Source organism: Actinacidiphila glaucinigra, assembly GCF_900188405.1.
GTDB lineage: Bacteria > Actinomycetota > Actinomycetes > Streptomycetales > Streptomycetaceae > Actinacidiphila > Actinacidiphila glaucinigra.
In genome coordinates, this window is record NZ_FZOF01000045.1 from 1 (window position 1) to 19,127 (window position 19,127).

At 69.8% G+C, this 19,127-nt stretch carries 18 protein-coding genes and 1 tRNA gene; 7 read left to right on the plus strand and 12 right to left on the minus strand.

The features are described 5' to 3' along the window. From CHF15_RS41315 to CHF15_RS41330, 4 genes are all read right to left on the minus strand, one after another. The coding region (locus CHF15_RS41315; protein WP_107418619.1) for an ABC transporter ATP-binding protein at positions 1 to 613 on the minus strand (613 nt) is incomplete at its 3' end. Further along, positions 610 to 2,061, minus strand: a complete 1,452-nt coding sequence (locus CHF15_RS41320) for a peptidoglycan-binding domain-containing protein (RefSeq protein WP_089229100.1) — start codon at positions 2,059 to 2,061, stop codon at positions 610 to 612. The genes CHF15_RS41320 and CHF15_RS41315, both read right to left, overlap by 4 nt. Continuing rightward, on the minus strand, positions 2,058 to 2,999 hold the full coding sequence (locus CHF15_RS41325; RefSeq protein WP_089229101.1) for a hypothetical protein: 942 nt from the start codon (positions 2,997 to 2,999) through the stop codon (positions 2,058 to 2,060). The genes CHF15_RS41320 and CHF15_RS41325 overlap by 4 nt, the downstream gene beginning before the upstream one ends. Positions 3,000 to 3,614: 615 nt before the next feature. After that, positions 3,615 to 3,698: transfer RNA gene (locus tag CHF15_RS41330), tRNA-Leu, on the minus strand. A 363-nt stretch (positions 3,699 to 4,061) separates the two neighbouring features. Here CHF15_RS41330 and CHF15_RS41335 point away from each other — a divergent pair. From CHF15_RS41335 to pknB, 6 genes are all read left to right on the plus strand, one after another. Beyond that, positions 4,062 to 4,907: an FhaA domain-containing protein gene (locus tag CHF15_RS41335; protein ID WP_089229102.1), complete on the plus strand. Its 846-nt coding sequence runs from the start codon at positions 4,062 to 4,064 to the stop codon at positions 4,905 to 4,907. Positions 4,908 to 4,917: 10 nt separating this feature from the next. Then, positions 4,918 to 5,442, plus strand: coding sequence for an FHA domain-containing protein FhaB/FipA (locus CHF15_RS41340; RefSeq protein ID WP_089229103.1), 525 nt, complete (start codon positions 4,918 to 4,920; stop codon positions 5,440 to 5,442). Between the two features lie 57 nt (positions 5,443 to 5,499). Continuing rightward, entirely contained in the window at positions 5,500 to 7,050 is a 1,551-nt protein-coding gene (locus CHF15_RS41345) for a PP2C family protein-serine/threonine phosphatase (RefSeq protein WP_179280221.1), read from the plus strand. 25 nt (positions 7,051 to 7,075) lie between these two features. Next, a complete protein-coding gene (locus tag CHF15_RS41350) occupies positions 7,076 to 8,488 on the plus strand; it encodes an FtsW/RodA/SpoVE family cell cycle protein (RefSeq protein WP_089229105.1) in 1,413 nt (470 codons plus the stop codon). Continuing rightward, positions 8,485 to 9,945 carry a peptidoglycan D,D-transpeptidase FtsI family protein gene (locus CHF15_RS41355; protein WP_089229106.1) on the plus strand — a complete coding sequence of 487 codons (1,461 nt, stop codon included), beginning with the start codon at positions 8,485 to 8,487 and terminating at the stop codon, positions 9,943 to 9,945. Before CHF15_RS41350 ends, CHF15_RS41355 begins: the two co-directional genes overlap by 4 nt. Positions 9,946 to 10,096: 151 nt before the next feature. After that, positions 10,097 to 12,091 carry a Stk1 family PASTA domain-containing Ser/Thr kinase gene (gene pknB / locus CHF15_RS41360; protein ID WP_089229107.1) on the plus strand — a complete coding sequence of 665 codons (1,995 nt, stop codon included), beginning with the start codon at positions 10,097 to 10,099 and terminating at the stop codon, positions 12,089 to 12,091. A 174-nt stretch (positions 12,092 to 12,265) separates the two neighbouring features. On the opposite strand, the gene CHF15_RS41365 is transcribed toward pknB, so the two are convergent. Genes CHF15_RS41365 through CHF15_RS41390 form a run of 6 tightly spaced genes read right to left on the minus strand, consistent with a single transcriptional unit; the run spans position 12,266 to position 16,866 of the window. Next, positions 12,266 to 12,991, minus strand: a complete 726-nt coding sequence (locus tag CHF15_RS41365) for a class E sortase (protein WP_089229108.1) — start codon at positions 12,989 to 12,991, stop codon at positions 12,266 to 12,268. Between the two features lie 31 nt (positions 12,992 to 13,022). After that, a complete protein-coding gene (locus CHF15_RS41370) occupies positions 13,023 to 14,519 on the minus strand; it encodes a class E sortase (RefSeq protein ID WP_089229109.1) in 1,497 nt (498 codons plus the stop codon). Positions 14,520 to 14,523: 4 nt separating this feature from the next. Next, the gene (locus CHF15_RS41375) at positions 14,524 to 15,159 is read right to left on the minus strand and encodes an aminodeoxychorismate/anthranilate synthase component II (protein WP_089229110.1); all 636 of its coding nucleotides are present in this window, start codon (positions 15,157 to 15,159) and stop codon (positions 14,524 to 14,526) included. Beyond that, entirely contained in the window at positions 15,156 to 15,332 is a 177-nt protein-coding gene (locus tag CHF15_RS45345; protein WP_018559195.1) for a hypothetical protein, read from the minus strand. Before CHF15_RS45345 ends, CHF15_RS41375 begins: the two co-directional genes overlap by 4 nt. A 41-nt stretch (positions 15,333 to 15,373) precedes the next feature. Continuing rightward, positions 15,374 to 16,096 (minus strand): class E sortase, encoded by a 723-nt coding sequence (locus CHF15_RS41385; RefSeq protein ID WP_089229111.1) that lies wholly within the window; start codon positions 16,094 to 16,096, stop codon positions 15,374 to 15,376. A 2-nt stretch (positions 16,097 to 16,098) separates the two neighbouring features. Next, positions 16,099 to 16,866: a DUF881 domain-containing protein gene (locus tag CHF15_RS41390; protein WP_378355162.1), complete on the minus strand. Its 768-nt coding sequence runs from the start codon at positions 16,864 to 16,866 to the stop codon at positions 16,099 to 16,101. Between the two features lie 136 nt (positions 16,867 to 17,002). Between CHF15_RS41390 and crgA the strand changes: the two genes are divergently transcribed. Then, positions 17,003 to 17,257: a cell division protein CrgA gene (gene crgA / locus CHF15_RS41395; RefSeq protein ID WP_089229113.1), complete on the plus strand. Its 255-nt coding sequence runs from the start codon at positions 17,003 to 17,005 to the stop codon at positions 17,255 to 17,257. A 241-nt stretch (positions 17,258 to 17,498) separates the two neighbouring features. On the opposite strand, the gene CHF15_RS41400 is transcribed toward crgA, so the two are convergent. Next, complete coding sequence (locus CHF15_RS41400) at positions 17,499 to 18,353, minus strand: rhomboid family intramembrane serine protease (protein ID WP_089229114.1); 855 nt, start codon at positions 18,351 to 18,353, stop codon at positions 17,499 to 17,501. Positions 18,354 to 18,424: 71 nt separating this feature from the next. Further along, positions 18,425 to 18,952 (minus strand): peptidylprolyl isomerase, encoded by a 528-nt coding sequence (locus tag CHF15_RS41405; RefSeq protein ID WP_089229125.1) that lies wholly within the window; start codon positions 18,950 to 18,952, stop codon positions 18,425 to 18,427. Between the last annotated feature and the right edge of the window lie 175 nt (positions 18,953 to 19,127).

Here is a 19,127-nt window from a genome sequence, read left to right on the forward strand (position 1 = left end):
CCAGCACGGACTCGGTGTTCTCGCTGTCGAGGTTGCCGGTCGGCTCGTCGCACAGCAGCATGGCCGGCTCGCCCATCAGGGCGCGGGCGATGGCCACACGCTGCCGTTCACCGCCGGACAGCCGTCCCGGCAGGAAGCCGAAGCGGTGCGCCAGGCCCACCCTGGTGAGCGCGGCCCGGGCCCGCTCGGCCCGGGTGCGGCGCCCGCGGCCCGGGCGCGGGGTCCGGTAGGTCTCGGCGAGCATGACGTTCTCGTCCACGGTCCGATAGGGCAGCAGGTGGAAGGACTGGAAGACGAACCCGATGCGGCTGCCGCGCAACGCCGTGCGTTCGGCGTCGCCGAGGGTGTTGGTGAGGACACCGTCGAGCCAGTAGCTGCCCGAGGTGGGCCGGTCCAGCAGACCCAGCGTGTTGAGCAGCGTCGATTTCCCCGACCCGGAGGGGCCGACGATCGACAGATGCTCCCCCCTCCTGACGTCCAGGTGCACATCGCGCAACGCGTGCACCGGCGGGTCGGTGTCAAAGACCCGGCCAAGGCCGCTGAGCCGGATCACGATGTCCGGGTCCGGTGCCTGCTCAGGGGCGGGGCGGTGCGGTGCAGATCTGATCCTCACCGTCCGACCACCACTTGGTCGCCCTCGTCCAGCGAGCCGCCGTCCGCCTTCACCTCGACCTGTCCGGCGGCCGACAACCCCACGGTGACGGGTACGTTCACCACCTGGCCGTCGCGCTGCACCTGTACTCGGGCCTTTCCGTCGGCGCTGGTGTGGACCGCCGCGACGGGCACCACCAGGACCGCACCCTTTGAGGCGCCCACCTCGATGGTCACCTTGGCGGTGCCGCCGGACTGGTTCTTCAAGGTGCCGGGGTCGGGAACCGAGATCACCAGTTGCACCGGAGCAGACGGGTCGGCACCGACATCGGGCTCGGACCCGGCCTCGTCCTCCTCCTTCTCCTCTTCTCCGGTGCCGTCCGCGTCCTTTCCGGCATCCGCCTGCGGTCCGGTGCCGCCGACTTGCGCCACGACGCCGCGTACACGGGTGCCGTCCGCCGTCTCAACCCGCGCCGCCATGCCCTCGCGCAGCAGGGAGCCGTCGGCCCCGGGGACGACGGCCCGCACCACCACGTCGGAGCTGGTCACGGTGGCGACCTCGCCGTCCGGGGTGCCGCCGAGGCGCACCTTGACCTTGTCGACCCGGACCGGCAGTTCGGGCAGGAAGACGACCTCGCCCGCCGGGACCTTGGTGCCGTAGGTGGCGGTGAACGCGCTCAGAGCCGCGTTGGCCCGGTCCAGTTGCTGCCGCGCGGCGCGCAGTTCGAGGGCGGACGCCTCCCCGGAGACCGGCGGGCCCGACGCTCCGGAACCGCCCTTGCCCCCGCCGTCGCTCCCTGCCTCGGCCCCGCCGCCCCGCGCCGCGAGGACCGCGCGCTGCGCGTCGGTGACGGCGGCCTCCAGGTCGCCCAGCTGCTGCTGGTCGGCGACCCCGGGCTGATGAGCCTGGAACCCCTTGCCCTGATACCAGCGGCCCACCGCCGACGCGGTGCCCTGCCGGTAGTCCCCGCTGACGGCCCCCGGATCATGCCCCAGCCTGCGCAGCGCACTCTGCAACTGGCGGACGTCGTCTCCCGAACTGCTCGGGCCGAGGGACCGGTACATCGGGACCGAGCCGCGCAGCACGAACACCGGACGGCCGTTCACCTGCATCAGCACGCTGCCCTCGCGCAGCGTGGCACCGGCCTGCGGAAGTTTGGTGACCCGCTGGGTCGCCTCGGCTTCCCCGGAACCGCCCGCGGACCCGACGGACCCGGACAGCGATACCCCTTGGGGTGCCCCGAACTCCACGCCGCCCTGCGCGATCACGGTCGCGGTCAGTTTCCGGTGCTCCACGGCGACGGTGACCGGACGCACCTCCGGCGGCCGGCGTGAGGCGGCGGCGTCGGCCGGCGACTGCATCTGCGTACCGGCGAACCAGCCGCCGGCACCGACGAGCGCGACCACGCCCACGATCGTCCCGACCTGCTTGCCGCGCCCCTTGGGACCCCTCGCCAGACCCCGGCTCATCCGGTCATCCCGGAGAAGGGGTGCTTGGCCAGCTTGGGGAAGTACGCGGCGCGGAACTTCTTGCCGCACTCCAGGTCCTTGCGGGCGATCCCTATCTCCTGGGTGAGCTTGGCCCGGGCGTCGTCCTTGTCCATGTTCTGGACACCGCTCGACGGGGTCAGCTTGGCCGTCGCGAACTTCACCATGTCCCCGATGGCGGTCGGCTGGGTCGTCGTCACGGCCATGCCCTCGTCACGCAGGCAGGACGCGAATTGCTGCGCCAAGGAGATCAACTTGGGATCCCCGTTCAGCGCCTGCTTCGCGGCACGGTCCTGCTCCTCGTTCTCGGTATGCTCACGATCGAGCTGGACCTGGGACTTCTCCGGCCCGTAGCCCTTCTCGATCCCCTCCTTCACACACCCCGGAAGCATCACCTTCTTCCCGCTGGCGAGTTGCTTCGCCGTGCCCATCGCCTTGTCGTAGGCCTTGCGCTGCGCCGGGGACAACGCGTCGAGGTAGGCCCTGTCCGGGTTGGCCTCCAGAGCCTCGTGGGCCATGCTGCCGGAAACGGTCGGGTCGTCCGGGTAGACGGCCGGCGCGAAGAAGCCGAAGCCGAACTTCTCCCGGTACTTCTTCGCCAGCTCGTAGTCCTGCCCGTCGACCGGACTGGCGGCGGCCGCCAGGCCCGCCACGCGCGGGGTGTAGGTGAAGCCCTTCTTCCGCATGCATGCGGCAGTGGCGTTCTCCGACACGTAGATCTGCCGGGTCCCCTCATCGACTCCCTCGGGGATCGCCACCTCGCCCTTCGCGGGCTCCCCGGCCTTCGAGGACGGCGCGCGGTCGCCGGAGCCGGCGGGCGCGGCGGAGCCGCCGTCGCCCTGGGAGCATCCGGCGAGCGCAAGCGCACCGGCTACGGCCGCCGCCGGCCAGAAAGCGCGCGCGATGCGTATGTGAGCCATGTCTTTCCATCACTTCGATCTAAGGGATCACACGCTGCTGTGCACTCCGTCGATGTCCTGAACCCGGTGGACACTCCCGACGGCATAGCCGCCACGCGTGATGTGACCCACGTCACGACGTCGGTCGCCCCGCGGCACAGCAGAGCCCGACCTCACAGGTCAGGCCGGCCAGCCTCGATGCACCGGACGGCGTCCGCTTCACGCCCCAAGCGGGGCAAGGAGCAGCTCCGCTGTGCCATCACGACGCCCGCCGCCACGGGCGCTTTGCCCGATCGCGTCGCAAAAAAGAGCAAAGCTCATGATACGTGTCGACCCCGCCGCACAGTCCCGAGCAGGGACCGAAGCCCGCCGGGTTCACGGCCGCCCACGGCCCGCGCCCGCGGGCAGAGGACCTGGATCGGACATCTCAAGCCGGCTGACCGGGTGCCCAAGATCACTCTTCGACAACTCTTCTGCCCGCCCGCACCGCCGGAGCCGTGCGGATCGGCAACGCCCGGCCGTCCCCGAGATGAAGTCACGGTTACGCGCCCGCCGGCAACCGGCCGCCGCGCACGCAAAACGGGCCCCCGACTGCGACTTTCGTCACTGTCGGGAGCCCGTCTCGGTACTCCGCTGTGCGCGAGGGGGGAGTTGAACCCCCACGCCCTTTCGGGCACTGGAACCTGAATCCAGCGCGTCTGCCTATTCCGCCACCCGCGCATGGGTGTTGTCTTCTGGTGTCCTTCACACCTTGGGGTCTTCCCCGTCCGGTGCGTCGGCGCCTTCCGACATCGAGAACATTAGCACGCTGCTCAGGGTGGAATCACATCCGTTTCCGGGCACCCCCGAGCGAGGGGAACCGCCCTCTGTTGCGGGACACTGGCAGGGGCCGCCTCTACCATCCCTGTGGGGGAGCGGCCGCGGACCGTGGCACTGTTGACACCGGTCCCCTGGACCATCCGGGGAACCAGCGGTTTTCCCAGTGCGTGGATACGATCAGTAAGCAGTACCGGAAGGATCGGACCGGAAGATCACGGCGGACCGCCGTGTGCGACCGCAGGACCTCGAGGAGGGAGGTGCACCGTGGGAGTACTCAAGAAGTTCGAGCAGCGTCTCGAGGGCTTCGTGAACGGCACCTTCGCCAAGGTGTTCAAGTCCGAGGTCCAGCCCGTGGAGATCGCGGGTGCCCTGCAGCGTGAGTGCGACAACAACGCGACGATCTGGAACCGGGACCGCACCGTGGTCCCCAACGACTTCATCGTCGAGCTCAGCACCTCCGACTACGAGCGCCTGAGCCCGTACGCCGTCCAGCTCGGCGAGGAGCTCGCCGGCATGGTGCGCGACTACGCCAAGCAGCAGCGCTACACCTTCATGGGCAACATCAAGGTGAACCTGGAGAAGGCCGACGACCTCGACACCGGCCTGTACCGGGTGCGCAGTCGCACCCTCGCCTCCAGCGAGTCCCAGCAGCAGCAGTACCAGCAACAGCAGCAGCCCCCTGCCGGCCGCGGTGGCTACGGCTACCCGCCGCAGGCCCCGCAGCGCCCCGCAGGGCCGCCGCCGATGCCGGCCGGTCCGCCCGCCGGCGGCGCCCCGGTCACCCGGCTCCCCGGAGGAGGCCCCACGGCCCCCGGTGGCGCGGGCATGAACGTACGCCGCTGGGTCGAGATCAACGGCACACGCCACCAGATCTCGCGTCCGACCCTGGTCCTCGGCCGCAGCACCGAGGCCGACGTCCGGGTCGACGACCCCGGTGTGTCCCGCCGCCACTGCGAGATCAGGGCGGGATCGCCCTCCACGGTCGTGGACCTCGGGTCCACGAACGGCATCGTGGTGGACGGACAGCACACCCAGCGCGCTACGCTCCGCGACGGTTCACGGATCGTCGTGGGCAGTACCACCATCGTGTACCGGCAAGCCGAAGGGTGAAGCGGGGGCAATGTCAGAGCTGACCCTCACGGTCATGCGGTTGGGTTTCCTCGCCGTACTGTGGCTGTTCGTCATCGTGGCCGTGCAGGTCATCCGCAGCGACCTGTTCGGGACCCGGGTGACCCAGCGCGCGGCCGGGCGCCGCGAGGCCCAGACGCGTCCTCCGCAGCAGCGCCAGCAGGCGGCGCAGGCTGCGCAGGGCCGTCAGCAGCAGAACAACAACAACCGGGCCCGGCGCGGCGCCCCCACCAAACTGGTGGTCTCCGAGGGCTCGCTCGCGGGCACCACGGTCGCGCTCCAGGGCCAGACGATCACCTTGGGCCGGGCGCACGATTCCACGATCGTGCTCGACGACGACTACGCGTCCAGCCGTCATGCCAGGATCTACCCGGACCGCGACGGCAACTGGATCGTCGAGGACCTGGGATCCACCAACGGCACCTTCATGGACCGGAACCGGCTCACCACGCCGACCCCGATCCCGCTCGGTGCGCCGATCCGCATCGGCAAGACCGTCATCGAGCTGCGGAAGTAGTCGCACAATGGGCGAGCACAGCCAGCGAGCGCGAGCGAGAGGGTGGGCAGCGTGCGGATGTACCCGGAGCCGACGGGCGAGGTGCGCATGACTCTGTCGCTGCGCTTCGCCGCCGGTTCGCACAAGGGAATGATCCGGGAGGGCAACGAGGACTCCGGCTACGCCGGCCCGCGGCTGCTCGCCATCGCCGACGGCATGGGCGGCCAGGCCGCCGGTGAGGTCGCCTCCTCCGAGGTGATCTCCACCCTCGTGCCCCTCGACGACGACATCCCCGGCTCGGACATCCTCACCTCGCTCGCCACCGCCGTGCAGCGGGCCAACGACCAACTGCGCGTCATGGTCGAGGAGGACCCGCAGCTGGAGGGCATGGGCACCACGCTCACCGCCCTGCTCTGGACCGGCCAGCGGCTCGGTCTGGTGCATGTCGGCGACTCCCGTGCGTACCTGCTGCGCGACGGCGTGCTCACCCAGATCACCCAGGACCACACCTGGGTGCAGCGGCTCGTCGACGAGGGGCGGATCACCGAGGAGGAGGCCGGCACGCACCCGCAGCGCTCGCTGCTGATGCGCGCCCTGGACGGCCGCGGCCAGGTCGAGCCCGACCTGTCGATCCGCGAGGTCCGGGCCGGCGACCGCTACCTGATCTGCTCCGACGGCCTGTCCGGCGTCGTCAGCCACCAGACCCTCGAGGACACCCTCGCCGGGTACCAGGCGCCCGCCGAGACCGTGCAGGAGCTGATCCAGCTCGCCCTGCGCGGCGGCGGCCCCGACAACATCACGTGCATCGTCGCCGACGTCCTGGACATCGACGACGGCGACACCCTGGCCGCGCAGCTGCACGACACGCCCGTCGTCGTGGGCGCCGTCGCCGACAGCCGGCACCACCTGCCGCTGTCCGACCCGCGGCACCTGCAGACCCCGGCCGGCCGCGCCTCCGAGCTCGGCCGTCCCCCGGCCCCCGAGGGTGCCTTCGGCCCGCCCGGCAGCGGCGACCCGCAGGTCGGCACGCCCGCGGGCGGCTTCGGCGCGTTCGAGGACGAGGAGCTGAGCAAGCCCCGCAAGCGCGGCCGCTGGCTCAAGCGCTCGCTGATCCTGCTGGTCGCCCTCGGTGTCGTCGGCGGCGGCCTGTACGGCGCGTACCGCTGGACCCAGACGCAGTACTACGTGGGCGTCAAGGGCGACCACGCGGCGATCTACCAGGGCATCGAGCAGAAGTTGGCCTGGGTCAACCTGTCGAAGGTCCACGAGGACCGCCCCGGTATCGAACTCAAGTACCTGCCGCAGAACCAGCGCAAGTACGTCACGGCCACGATCGCCGCCAGCGACCTCGCCGACGCGCGCAGGACCGCGGACGAGCTCGAGCACCAGGCGAAGGTCTGCCAGACCAAGGAATCCATCGACAAGTCCAAGGCAGCCGCGGCGGAGAAGGCCAAGAAGGACGAGCAGAAGGGCGCCGACACCGCCACCGGCAAGACCACCGGCAGCCCGTCCTCGAACGCGTCCGGCTCCCCCAAGCCCAGCACGACCCCCTCCACCAGCCCGTCGACCAGCCCCACCCTCTCCGACGAGGACCAGTCGCTGGCCCAACAGTGCCCCAGCGGCAGCTAGTGAGCAGGAGGGGCGTCAGTCCAGCATGAGCGTTGTCACGAACACCACGACCATCACATCCGTCGGCGCACCGAGCCGCCGCAACACGGAGCTCGCGCTCCTGCTCTTCGCGGTCCTGATCCCGGTCTTCGCGTACGCGAACGTCGGGCTGGCGACGACCGACGAGCTGCCCTCGGGCATGCTCGGCTACGGTCTCGGGCTCGCCGCGCTGGCCGGAGTGGCGCACCTGACGGTGCGCAAGTTCGCGCCGTACGCGGACCCCCTGCTGCTTCCGCTGGTGACCCTGCTCAACGGCATGGGCCTCGTCTTCATCTGGCGGCTCGACCAGTCCCCCCGGCTCCACCAGCGCGCCGAGGCCCTGTTCGGGTCCTTCAGCCCCGACACCCCGAAGCAGCTGCTGTACTCGGCCGTGGGCGTCGCCCTGTTCGTCGCGGTGCTGGTCTTCCTCAAGGACCACCGGATCCTGCAGCGCTACACCTACATCTCGATGGTGGTGGCGCTGATACTGCTGATCCTGCCGATGTTCTTCCCGGCGGTGAACGGCGCGAAGATCTGGATCAGCATCCCCGGCGTCGGCACGATCCAGCCCGGTGAGTTCGCGAAAATCATCATCGCGGTCTTCTTCTCCGGCTACCTGATGGTGAAGCGGGACGCGCTGGCCCTCGCCAGCCGCCGCTTCATGGGCCTGTACCTGCCGCGCGGCCGCGACCTCGGCCCGATCCTGGTGATCTGGGGCCTGAGCATCCTGATCCTGGTCTTCGAGACCGACCTCGGTACCTCGCTGCTCTTCTTCGGCCTCTTCGTCGTGATGCTGTACGTCGCCACCGAGCGCACCAGCTGGATCGTCTTCGGTCTGCTGATGTCCGCCGTCGGCGCCGTCGGCGTGGCCACCTTCGAACCCCACGTCCAGGAGCGCGTCGACGCCTGGCTGGACCCGTTCGCGGCCTTCAAGGACGGCACGAGCGACCAGGTCGCCCAGGCCCTGATGTCCTTCGGCTCCGGCGGGATCCTCGGCACCGGCCTCGGCCAGGGCAACTCCGACCTGATCGGCTTCGCCGCCAACTCCGACTTCATCCTCGCCACCGTCGGCGAGGAGCTGGGACTGGCCGGCCTGATGGCCTTCCTGCTGGTCTACGGGCTGATCGTGGAGCGGGGTGTCCGCACCGCGCTCGCCGCCCGCGACCCCTTCGGGAAGCTGCTGGCGATCGGCCTGTCCGGCGCCTTCGCGCTCCAGGTCTTCGTCGTCGCCGGCGGCGTCATGGGCCTCATCCCGCTGACCGGTATGACGATGCCGTTCGTCGCGGCCGGCGGCTCGTCGGTGATCGCCAACTGGGCCCTCGTCGGCATCCTGCTGCGGATCAGCGACACCGCGCGCAGACCCGCCCCGGCCCCCACGTCCCCCGATGCCGAACCGACCCAGGTGGTGCGCGTCCAGTGAACAAGCCCCTGCGGCGGGTGGCCATCTTCTGCGGCCTGCTCGTCCTCGCCATGCTCATCCGCGCGAACTACCTCCAGTTCGTACAGGCCGACGAGCTCAAGACCAACACCCACAACCGCCGCGTCGCGATCAACCAGTACGCCACCCCGCGCGGCGACATACTCGTCGACGGCAAGGCGATCACCGGCCACACCGAGACCAACGGCAGCGACTTCAAGTACAAGGCCACCTTCAAGGACGGCCCGCTGTGGGCGCCGGTCACCGGCTACGCCTCCCAGGCCTTCGGCTCCACCCAGCTCGAGTCGATCTACGACTCGATCCTCACCGGCGACGACGACCGGCTCTTCTTCAAGCGCACCGTCGACATCCTGTCCGGCAAGGAGAAGCAGGGCGGCGACGTCGTCACGACCCTGAACGGGGCTGCGCAGCGCGCCGCCTTCGAGGGCCTGGGCAACAAGAAGGGCGCGGTCGCCGCGATCGACCCGCGGACCGGCGCCATCCTGGCCCTGGCCAGCACGCCCTCGTATGACCCCTCCTCCTTCGCCGGCAACTCGGTGAAGGACAGCAAGGCCTGGAACGCCCTGCAGAAGGAGAACGACCCCGACGAGCCGATGCTCAACCGGGCGCTGCGCCAGACCTACCCGCCGGGCTCGACCTTCAAGGTCGTCACGGCGGCCGCGGCGCTGCAGGACGGGCTGTACGACGACATCGACGAGCCGACCGACTCCGAGGTGCCGTACATCCTCCCGGACACCAACCAGGAACTGGAGAACGAGGGCGGCATCGCCTGCAAGAACGTCTCCCTGAGGGAGGCCCTGCGGGTCTCGTGCAACTCCGTCTTCGGCAAGCTCGGCGCGACGCTCGGCCGCGACAAGATGGTCGAGGAGGCCGAGAAGTTCGGCTTCAACAAGGAGCAGTTCATCCCGGTCCGCGTCGCGGCGAGCAACTTCTCCACCAAGATGGACAAGCCGCAGACGGCCCTGTCCGCCATCGGCCAGTTCGAGACCGCCGCCACCCCGCTGCAGATGGCGATGGTGGCTTCGGCGATCGCCAACGACGGCAAGCTGATGCAGCCGTACATGGTCGACAAGCTGCAGGCCCCCAACAACACGGTGGTCGAGCACACCAAGGTCTCGGAGCTCTCGCAGCCGCTCAGCGCCGACAACGCGCAGAAGCTGCAGGCGATGATGGAGACCGTCGTCACCGAGGGCACCGGCAAGAACGCCCAGATCCCCGGCGTGACCGTCGGCGGCAAGACGGGTACCGCGCAGCACGGCGTGGACAACAGTGAGAAGCCTTACGCGTGGTTCATCTCATACGCGAAGACCGACAAGGGCTCCCCGGTCGCCGTCGCCGTCGTGGTCGAGGACGCGAGCGCGAACCGCGGCGACATCTCCGGTGGCGGCTTCGCCGCGCCGATCGCCAAGAGCGTCATGGAGGCCGTGCTGAACAAGTGATGCCGGTCACACCGTATCCATGAATGTGCGCTAAGTCGCACGTCGCGATACCGGTCGTATATCGGCTACCGGCGAGGACCGGGATCGGCACGCGGCGACGGGTACGGTAAGCCCGAGCAGCCACACGGACGGTTTAGGAAGGGCAAGCGCTATGGAAGAGCCGCGTCGCCTCGGCGGCCGGTACGAGCTGGGCTCGGTGCTCGGCCGCGGTGGCATGGCCGAGGTGTACATCGCCCATGACACCCGGCTCGGCCGCACCGTCGCCGTGAAGACGCTCCGGGTGGACCTCGCCCGCGATCCGTCCTTCCAGGCCCGGTTCCGCCGTGAGGCCCAGTCGGCCGCCTCGCTGAACCACCCGTCGATCGTCGCCGTGTACGACACCGGTGAGGACTACGTCGACGGGGTCTCCATCCCGTACATCGTCATGGAGTACGTGGACGGGTCCACCCTGCGCGAGCTGCTCCACTCCGGCCGCAAGCTGCTGCCGGAGCGGTCCCTGGAGATGACCATCGGCATCCTCCAGGCCCTGGAGTACAGCCACCGGTCCGGCATCGTGCACCGCGACATCAAGCCCGCGAACGTGATGCTGACCCGGAACGGTCAGGTCAAGGTCATGGACTTCGGCATCGCCCGCGCCATGGGCGACTCCGGCATGACCATGACGCAGACCGCGGCCGTGATCGGCACCGCCCAGTACCTCTCCCCGGAGCAGGCCAAGGGCGAGAGCGTCGACGCCCGCTCCGACCTGTACTCCACCGGCTGCCTGCTGTACGAGCTGCTCACCGTGCGACCGCCCTTCGTCGGCGACTCCCCGGTGGCGGTGGCGTACCAGCACGTGCGCGAGGAGCCGCAGCCGCCGAGCATCTACGACCCCGAGGTCTCGCCCGCGATGGACGCCATCGTCCTCAAGGCGCTGACCAAGGACCCGGACTACCGCTACCAGTCCGCCGACGAGATGCGCGCCGACATCGAGGCCTGCCTCGACGGCCAGCCCGTCGCCGCCACGGTCGCCCTCGGCTCCGTCGGTTACAACGGCGGCGGTTACGGCGGCTACGGCAACGACGCCCCCACCACGGCCCTCCCGCCCCAGCAGGACGCCGGCACGTCGATGCTGCCGCCCATGCGCGACGACGACGGCGGCTTTGGCTACGACCAGCCCCAGGGCGGCAGCGGCCGGCGCAAGCCGAAGAAGAGCAACACGTCCACGATCCTGCTGGTCGTCGCGGCCGTCCTGGTCCTGATCGGCGCGATCTTCATGGGCAAGGCGATGTTCGGCGGCGGCAACGGCGGTGACAGCACGGTGTCCGTCCCGCAGTTCGTCGGCGACACCAAGTCCGAGGCCGAGACCAAGGCGGCGAACGGCGAGGTCACCATCGCGTTCGGCGAGCCGAAGTTCTGCGCCGACCAGCCCAAGGACCACGTCTGCGAGCAGTCGGCCGTGGTCAACAGCAAGATCCCCAAGGACCAGACCGTCACCCTGCTGCTCTCCAAGGGCACCGAGAAGGTGGACGTCCCGGACGTCACCGGTGACTCCTTCGACGACGCCGAGAGCGAGCTGAAGGACGCGGGCTTCGAGGTCGACAAGCAGTCCCAGACCTCCAACGAGGACGAGGGCACGGTCCTCAAGCAGGACCCCAAGGGCGGTGCGAAGCGCGCCAAGGGCACGACGATCACGCTGACCGTGGCCGTGGCGCCCGAGGAGGTCGTGGTCCTCGACGTGATCGGCCAGGACGTGGCGCAGGCCAAGAAGACCCTTGAGGACCAGGGCCTGAAGGTCACCACGGAGGACCGCGAGTCGGCGGACCAGCAGCAGGGCAAGATCGTCGACCAGAATCCGCGGGGCGGCAGCAAGCTCACGGCCGGCAGTTCGGTGACCCTGTTCGTCGCCAAGCCGCCGTCCACCAACGCGATGCCCCCCGTGGAGGGCAAGACGGTCGCGGAGGTCAACGGCATCGCGCAGGAACTCGGCATGACGCTGCAGTTGGCCCCCGGCTCGTCGCAGGACCCGAACGCCGTCGTCCGGCAGCAGAGCCCGCGGCCGGGCACCCAGGTGAAGCCGGGTGACGTGCTGATCGTCTTCGCCCCGGACCAGAACGGCGGGAACAACGGAGGCGGCGGCTTCATCAACGGAGGCGGCGGCGGCTGACGCTGTCGCTCACCACGCCTGACGAAGCGGGGAGGCGGTCACCACGGTGACCGCCTCCCCGCTTCATTGCCCACGCCGGGCCGGACACGGAAGGGGCCGCGGACTTCGAGTCCGCGGCCCCTTCCGTCTGCTTCGCGTCGCCGCCCGGAGCGGTCCGCCCTTCGCCGTACCGCGTCAGCCCAGCTCCGCCGGAGGCGTCCGCTTGGCGTCCACCTTCTGGGTGCGGACGAGTTCGGCCCACACGATGTAGCGGTCGCGCGAGGTGTAGACCGGGGTGCAGGTGGTGAGCGTGAGGTAGCGGCCGGCCTTCTTCTTGCCGCTCTCCCTGGGGATCTGGTCGATGACCTCGACGTTGAACTTCGAGGTCTCGGGGAGCACCTTGTAGACCTTGTAGACGTACCAGGTGTCGCGGTCCTCGAAGACGACCGGGTCGCCGTCCTTGATCTTGTGGATGTTGTGGAACTTGGCGCCGTGGCCGTCGCGGTGCGCGGCGAGGGAGAAGTTGCCCTTCTTGTCCCACGGCATGGCCGACTCGACGGGGTCGGTGTAGTAGCCGGCGACGCCCTCGTTGAGCACCTTCGTGGTGGTGCCCTTCGTCACCAGGACCTCGAAGTTCTTGCCCATGGCGGGGACGTGGAGGAAGCCGATGCCGCCCTTGGTGTCGAGCTTGCCCGGGGCGCTGTCGGCCCACTGGCGCCGCACGGCGTCGCCGTCCTGCTTGGCGGCGCGGTCGGCCAGGACGTTCGTCCACCACAGGGAGTAGACGACGAAGAGCCCCAGGATCACGCCCGCGGTGATGAGGAGTTCACCGATCAGGCTGACGGTGGCGGCGAACCACGAGAGGCGGCGCCGGGTCGGCACGGCCTCCCGGGCGCGGTCATGCTGCGTGGTCGTCACCACTTGCCCCGATCTATGTGCGTCCGTACCTGGCCTACTCGACCAGGGCGTCCGGCTTGCCCTTGCTGCGCGGCCGTTCCTCGACCATCTTGCCCCAGACGATCAACCGGAACTTACTGGTGAACTCCGGTGTGCACGTGGTCAGTGTGATGTAGCGGCCGGGCTTGGTGAAGCCCGATCCGACGGGGATCGGCTTGATCACCGAGATGTTGGAGGGCGGGGTGGAGGGCAGCATGCTCGTGACCTCGTACGTGTAGTACGTGCTCTCGGTCTCGACCACGACCTTGTCCCCCGCCACCAGCTTGTTGACGTAGCGGAACGGTTCGCCGTGGGTGTTGCGGTGCGCGGCGAGGGAGAAGTTGCCCTTCTTGTCCCAGGGCATGGCTGTCTCCAGCTCACCGGAGTAGTGGCCGATCATGCCCTTGTCGAGCACCTTGTGCTTGTCGATGCCCTCGGCGATCGGCGCCTTCACGTCCAGCTTGGGGATGTACATGATCGCGAAGCCCTGCCCGGGGGTGAAGGCGCCCGGGTCGCGGTTCGGCCCCTTCTCGCCCTCCCACTGCTTCTGCAGGTTGTTCGCGGCGCCGCCGGCCTGCTGGTGGGCCAGGACGTTGGTCCACCACAGCTGGTAGGTGACGAAGAGCAGCATCAGCACGCCCAGGGTGATGAACACCTCGCCGGCGACCCTGCTGGCGATCACCGCGGGGCTCTCCTTGGCCGCCCGCGCGGCGCGCCGGGCCTCCATGCGGGACCTCGGGGCGGCCGGGGTCGACGCCGTGGGGGCCGTGGCGGCCTCTGTGGCGGCCTGGGAGGCCGCGGCGGGACCGGAACGCCTCCGTCCCCTGCCACCGCGCCGTGCGGCCTCCTGGGCCGCTTTCCGGCGGGCGGCGCGGCCGCCGCCCTCGGGTGCCGGGGCATCGGGGGACGGCTGCGGGGTCTCCTCCCGCTCCGGGTCCCGGTCGCGCTCCCGCTCGGCCTCCCGCACCCGTTCGGCCTCCGGCCCGGTCACCGCGGGCATCGCCATGGTGTCGCCGGGCGCGCCCGCCACCCGTCGTCGCGCGGCCGCCCGCTCCTCGTCGGTGAGGGGACGCCGGACGGGCCTGGCCCCCTCGGCGTACGGCTGCTCGGCCGGCCCTCTGTGCCGGGAGCGCGGCTCGGGCGGCTCCTCGGGACCCGGCGCGGGTACGGACGCGGGCGACGGGACCGGCCACGGGTCGGCCGGCGGCGCCTCGTAGGCGGGCCGCACGGACCCCTGGAAGCCCGGCTCGTACGACCGCCGGCCCGGGACCGAGGCCTGGGGTGCGACCGGCTGCGCGGTCGCGGGCGGCGTCGTGGTGGGCTCGGTGGGCTCCGCCGCGGGCTCCGTGGGCGACTCCGCAGCGGGCTCCGTGGCGGGCTCCGTGGCGGCTTCCTGCGCGGGCCGGGCCGCGTGCCGCGCGGTGTTGGGCAGCGGGTCGCTGAGCGGATCGGCCAACTGCTCCACCGCGGCGGCGAATTCGGCGGTGTCACCGAAGTGCCGATGCGCGGTCACGCAGTCACGCCCTGGTTCCGACCACAGGCGCGAGGCCCGCGGAACGCTCGACGGCTCCCTTGTCGCCGCATTCCACCAGCCAGTTGGCGAGCATCCGGTGCCCCCATTCGGTGAGCACCGACTCGGGGTGGAACTGGACGCCCTCCACCCGGGCGCTGCGGTGGCGCAGTCCCATGATGATGCCGTTCTCCGTCCAGGAGGTGATCTCCAACTCCTCCGGCACCGTGTCCCGTTCGACCGCCAGCGAGTGGTAGCGGGTCGCGGTGAACGGCGTCGGCAGCCCGGCGAAGACCCCGCGGCCCTCGTGGGTCACCAGGGAGGTCTTGCCGTGCAGCAGTTCCGGCGCCCGGTCCACCACGCCGCCGTACGCGACCGCCAGGGACTGCAGTCCGAGGCAGACACCGAAGACCGGGACGTCGGTGGCGGCGCAGTGGCGCACCATGTCGACGCAGACCCCGGCCTCCTCGGGGGTGCCGGGGCCGGGCGAGAGCAGGACGCCGTCGAAGCCGTCCTGGGCGTGGGCGAGCTCCACCTGGTCGTTGCGGAGCACCTCGCACTCGGCGCCCAGCTGGTACAGGTACTGGACCAGGTTGAAGACGAAGCTGTCGTAGTTGTCCACGACGAGGATGCGCGCGCTCATCGGCCGGCCGGCATCCCCTCGTCGACGGTGACGTCCCCGAACGGCAGCAGCGGCTCCGCCCACGGGAAGACGTACTGGAACAGCATGTAGACGGCGGCGACGACCAGTACCAGCGAAAGGAGTGCCTTCACCCACACGTTGCCCGGCAGATGCCGCCAGATCCAGCCGTACATGCGCCGCCTTCCTGCGTTCCGTGCCCGTGCCTCGCCCAAGATTAGCCCGACAAGCCCTCCGGCATACCGTCCTCCACGGGCTGTGTGGATTCCAGGTGCCCCCAGGTGATGAGCCGGTGGCTGTGGCCCCACTCGGGATCGCAGGTGGTCAGGGTCAGATAGCGGCCCGGAACGGTGTATCCGGACTTCTCCGGGACGGGATCGATCACAGCGACGTCGGTGGGGACCGTGCGGTAGGGTGCGCGGTCGATCTCGTAGGTGTACCAGGTGTGCCCGTCGGTCAGGACCACCTCGTCGCCCTTGCGCAGCCTGGGGAAGTCCTTGAACGGGTCGCCGTAGGTGCGGCGGTGGCCAGCGACGGCGAAGTTGCCCACGGCGCCGAGCCGGGCGGTGTTCGCGTAGTGGCCGAGGCCCTTCTTCAGGGTGCCGGTGCCCGTCCCCTCCAGCACGGGTTTGTGCCAGGAGCGGCCCAGCCGCGGGACGTACATCACCGCGAAGGCCCTGCCGTCCCGGTACGGCGCCGCTGACGGCGCGGGGGAACCGGTGGCGGAGGCCGAGGGGGAGGGGCCGTCCGTGCCCCCGGGGGGCGGGTCGGTCACGGAGACCGGACCTGTCGCCCAGCGGTCCTCCAGCCGGTCGATCTCCCCGTCCATCGCCCGGTCCGCCCGCACGCCGGTCCAGAACAGCACGTAGCAGACGAAGAGCACGATCAGCGCGCCCACGGTGATGCACAACTCGCTCAGCGTCCGCACCACCAGGCGCATGCTCACCCCACAGGCTTGGCGTACCGCAGATCCACTGTGCCGGAGTAGCCGGGAAGAGTCACCCGTCGGTCGTCCTCGACTTTCCAGCCGAGCCCGTAAGCCTGGACGTACTGCAGGTAGTTCTGGATCGCGGGGCTGGCGTCCAGCGCCTTGTGCAGCTTCTCCTGGTCGCCGACGGCCGTGATGGTGTACGGCGGGGAGTAGACGCGGCCCTGCAGGATGAGGGTGTTGCCGACGCAGCGCACCGCGCTGGTGGAGATCAGCCGCTGGTCCATCACCTTGATGCCGGAGGCGCCGCCCGCCCACAGCGCGTTGACCACGGCCTGCAGGTCCTGCTGGTGGATGACGAGGTCGTTCGGCTGCGGGTCCGGCACGCCCGGGACGAGCGGGGTCGCGTCCGGCGGCGCGTCGTTCAGGGTGACCGAGACGGCGGGACCGGTGAGCTTGACGGTGCCGGCCTCGGCGCCGAGCCGCGCCAGCTGCTTCCGGGCGGCGTCGCTGACGCCGCTGTCCGTGTGGGCGAGTCCGTCGACGTCCCTGCGGACCCCGGCGAGCTCGTTGTCCAGCTGCTCGTTCTGGCGGCTCTTCTCCTGCACGCGGTCCGACAGGCGCAGCAGCGGGTCGTCGGTGCGGATGTCCAGGCCCTTGGCTGTGTCGAAACTCATCCAGAACAGCAGACCCGCCATGGCGAACACCCCGGCGCTGAGCACACGAAGCACCACAGACCGGGCGGATCGGCGGGCCGGGGAGACGTCAACCGGATTGCTCACCGTAGCCTTATCTCCTTCCAACCCGAGGAAGCACTACGCTAACGGACGCCCGGTGACATGGTCCCTCCAGTCGTCCGGCCGCTCACACAAGACGTCACACGCGCGGTTACGCAGCGCATCGACAGGAGAGTCCCTCGTGCCGAAGTCACGGATCCGCAAGAAGGCCGACTTCACTCCGCCCCCGGAGAAGACCACCCCCATAAAGCTGAAGTCCGGCCGCGGCTGGGTGGCTCCGCTCATGCTGGCACTGTTCCTCGTCGGCCTGGCGTGGATCGTGGTCTTCTACGTGACGCAGGGCAGCTTCCCGATCGAGCAACTGGGCAACTGGAACATCGCCGTCGGCTTCGGCTTCATCGCGGGCGGGTTCGTCGTGTCCACGCAGTGGAAGTAGCAGCTCGCACAGTTATCCACAGGCGTCATCCACAGTGTTGAAAAGGTCGCATGATCTGTGGATAACCGCCAGCCGGTTGACACCGGTGTGACCGGTGGTCCGATGTACGGACCACCGGTCTTTCGTTGATCTTGCAGGTCAGACACGGTGCACACGGGCTCGCCCACGGCTTGCCCACAGGATGCACAGGAGGCCTCCGCCTCTCTGTGGATAACGTCTGATCAACGGTGCGCGTTACGGCCTACGCGGAGATATTCGCGACTCCGGCCCACACCGTGACCGCCACGGCGAGCAGCATCGCCGCACACGTCCCCCACTGGACCAGCGCCCGGCGCGAGCGCGGCGCGTATGCCATCGCGACGGCGATGATCACGCCGACGACGAGACCGCCGATGTGCGCCTCCCAGCTGATGCCTCCCCAGGTGAAGGTGAACAGCAGGTTCAGCCCGAGCAGGATCAGCACCGGCCGCATGTCCATCCGCAGCCGCTTCACGAAGACGGCCGTCGCGCCGAAAAGCCCGTAGATCGCGCCCGACGCGCCGAGGGTCAGTGTCTCCGGGGCCAGCAGCACCACAAGCGCGCTGCCCCCCAGCCCCGCGATCAGATAGAGCGCGGTGTAGCGGGCCCGGCCGAGCAGCGTCTCCAGCGGACCGCCGATCCACCACAGCGAGAGCATGTTGAACGCGATGTGCGCGAACTCCTGGTGGAGGAACATCGAGCTCACCAGCCGGTACCACTCGCCGGGTCCGCCGGCCACGCCGCACTGCACGCTGTCGGGGACGTAGCACGGGGTGAAGAGCCCCAGCGCGGTGACGAAAGGCCTGCCCTCGACCCTGGCGAGCAGGAAGACCAGCAGGTTCAGCCCGATCAGGATCTTGGTGACCAGCCGGGGGTCCCCGGCCACCGAGCCGCCCGCCACCGTACGGGGTTCGGCGGCCTGGGCCGCGCGACGGCCCTCCCGCACGCACTCCGGGCAGTGGAAGCCGACCGACGCGTTGATCATGCACTCCGGACAGATCGGCCGCTCACAGCGGGAGCAGCGGATCCCGGTCTCCCGGTCCGGGTGCCGGTAGCAGCGGACGGCCTGGTCGGTCATGTCTCAGCCCTTCGCAGCGGAATCGCCCCGCCCGTCATACGCACGGGCGGGGCGTTCGGGTTCCCGGGACCCTAGCGACGCTCGATCACGACGCTCTGGATCACGACGTCCTCCAGCGGACGCTCGGTGCGCGGGTTGGTGGGGGTGGTCGCGATGGAGTCCACGACCTTCTGGCTGGCGGGGTCGGTGACCTCGCCGAAGATGGTGTGCTTGCGGGTGAGCCACGCGGTCGGGGCGACCGTGATGAAGAACTGCGAGCCGTTGGTGCCCGGGCCGGCGTTCGCCATGGCCAGGAGGTAGGGCTTGGTGAAGCCGAGGTCCGGGTGGAACTCGTCGGGGAACTGGTAGCCGGGACCGCCGGTGCCGTTGCCCAGCGGGTCGCCGCCCTGGATCATGAAGCCGGAGATGACCCGGTGGAAGACCGTGCCGTCGTAGAGGGGGTCGTGGGAGGCCCGACCGGTGTGGGGGTCCGTCCACTCCCGGCCGCCCTCGGCGAGCTCCACGAAGTTCTTGACCGTCTTCGGCGCGTGGTTCGGCAGCAGCCGGACGGTGATGTCCCCGTGGTTGGTCTTCAGGGTGGCGTAGAGCTGCTCGGCCACGATCTTGCCTTCCATAGTCCTCACTGACAGGGGCAAATCCTCGCATGCCGCGGCATCCCGAACGCAACTGTCGCGCCGCAGGTCATCCGGTGGCATCGTCGGTGAAGGCTCCCCTTGACCCGGATGCCCGTACGCACATGCCGTACCCAGCGGCGGCGGGCATGATTTCAAACCG

Excerpts from the sequence above, each read along its gene's own strand:
- CHF15_RS41320 (WP_089229100.1), bottom strand. The coding sequence starts at position 2,061 with ATGAGCCGGGGTCTGGCGAGGGGTCCCAAGGGGCGCGGCAAGCAGGTC.
- CHF15_RS41325 (WP_089229101.1), bottom strand. The coding sequence starts at position 2,999 with ATGGCTCACATACGCATCGCGCGCGCTTTCTGGCCGGCGGCGGCCGTA.
- CHF15_RS41340 (WP_089229103.1), top strand. The coding sequence starts at position 4,918 with ATGTCAGAGCTGACCCTCACGGTCATGCGGTTGGGTTTCCTCGCCGTA.
- CHF15_RS41345 (WP_179280221.1), top strand. The coding sequence starts at position 5,500 with ATGTACCCGGAGCCGACGGGCGAGGTGCGCATGACTCTGTCGCTGCGC.
- CHF15_RS41350 (WP_089229105.1), top strand. The coding sequence starts at position 7,076 with ATGAGCGTTGTCACGAACACCACGACCATCACATCCGTCGGCGCACCG.
- pknB (WP_089229107.1), top strand. The coding sequence starts at position 10,097 with ATGGAAGAGCCGCGTCGCCTCGGCGGCCGGTACGAGCTGGGCTCGGTG.
- CHF15_RS41375 (WP_089229110.1), bottom strand. The coding sequence starts at position 15,159 with ATGAGCGCGCGCATCCTCGTCGTGGACAACTACGACAGCTTCGTCTTC.
- CHF15_RS45345 (WP_018559195.1), bottom strand. The coding sequence starts at position 15,332 with ATGTACGGCTGGATCTGGCGGCATCTGCCGGGCAACGTGTGGGTGAAG.
- CHF15_RS41385 (WP_089229111.1), bottom strand. The coding sequence starts at position 16,096 with ATGCGCCTGGTGGTGCGGACGCTGAGCGAGTTGTGCATCACCGTGGGC.
- CHF15_RS41400 (WP_089229114.1), bottom strand. The coding sequence starts at position 18,353 with ATGACCGACCAGGCCGTCCGCTGCTACCGGCACCCGGACCGGGAGACC.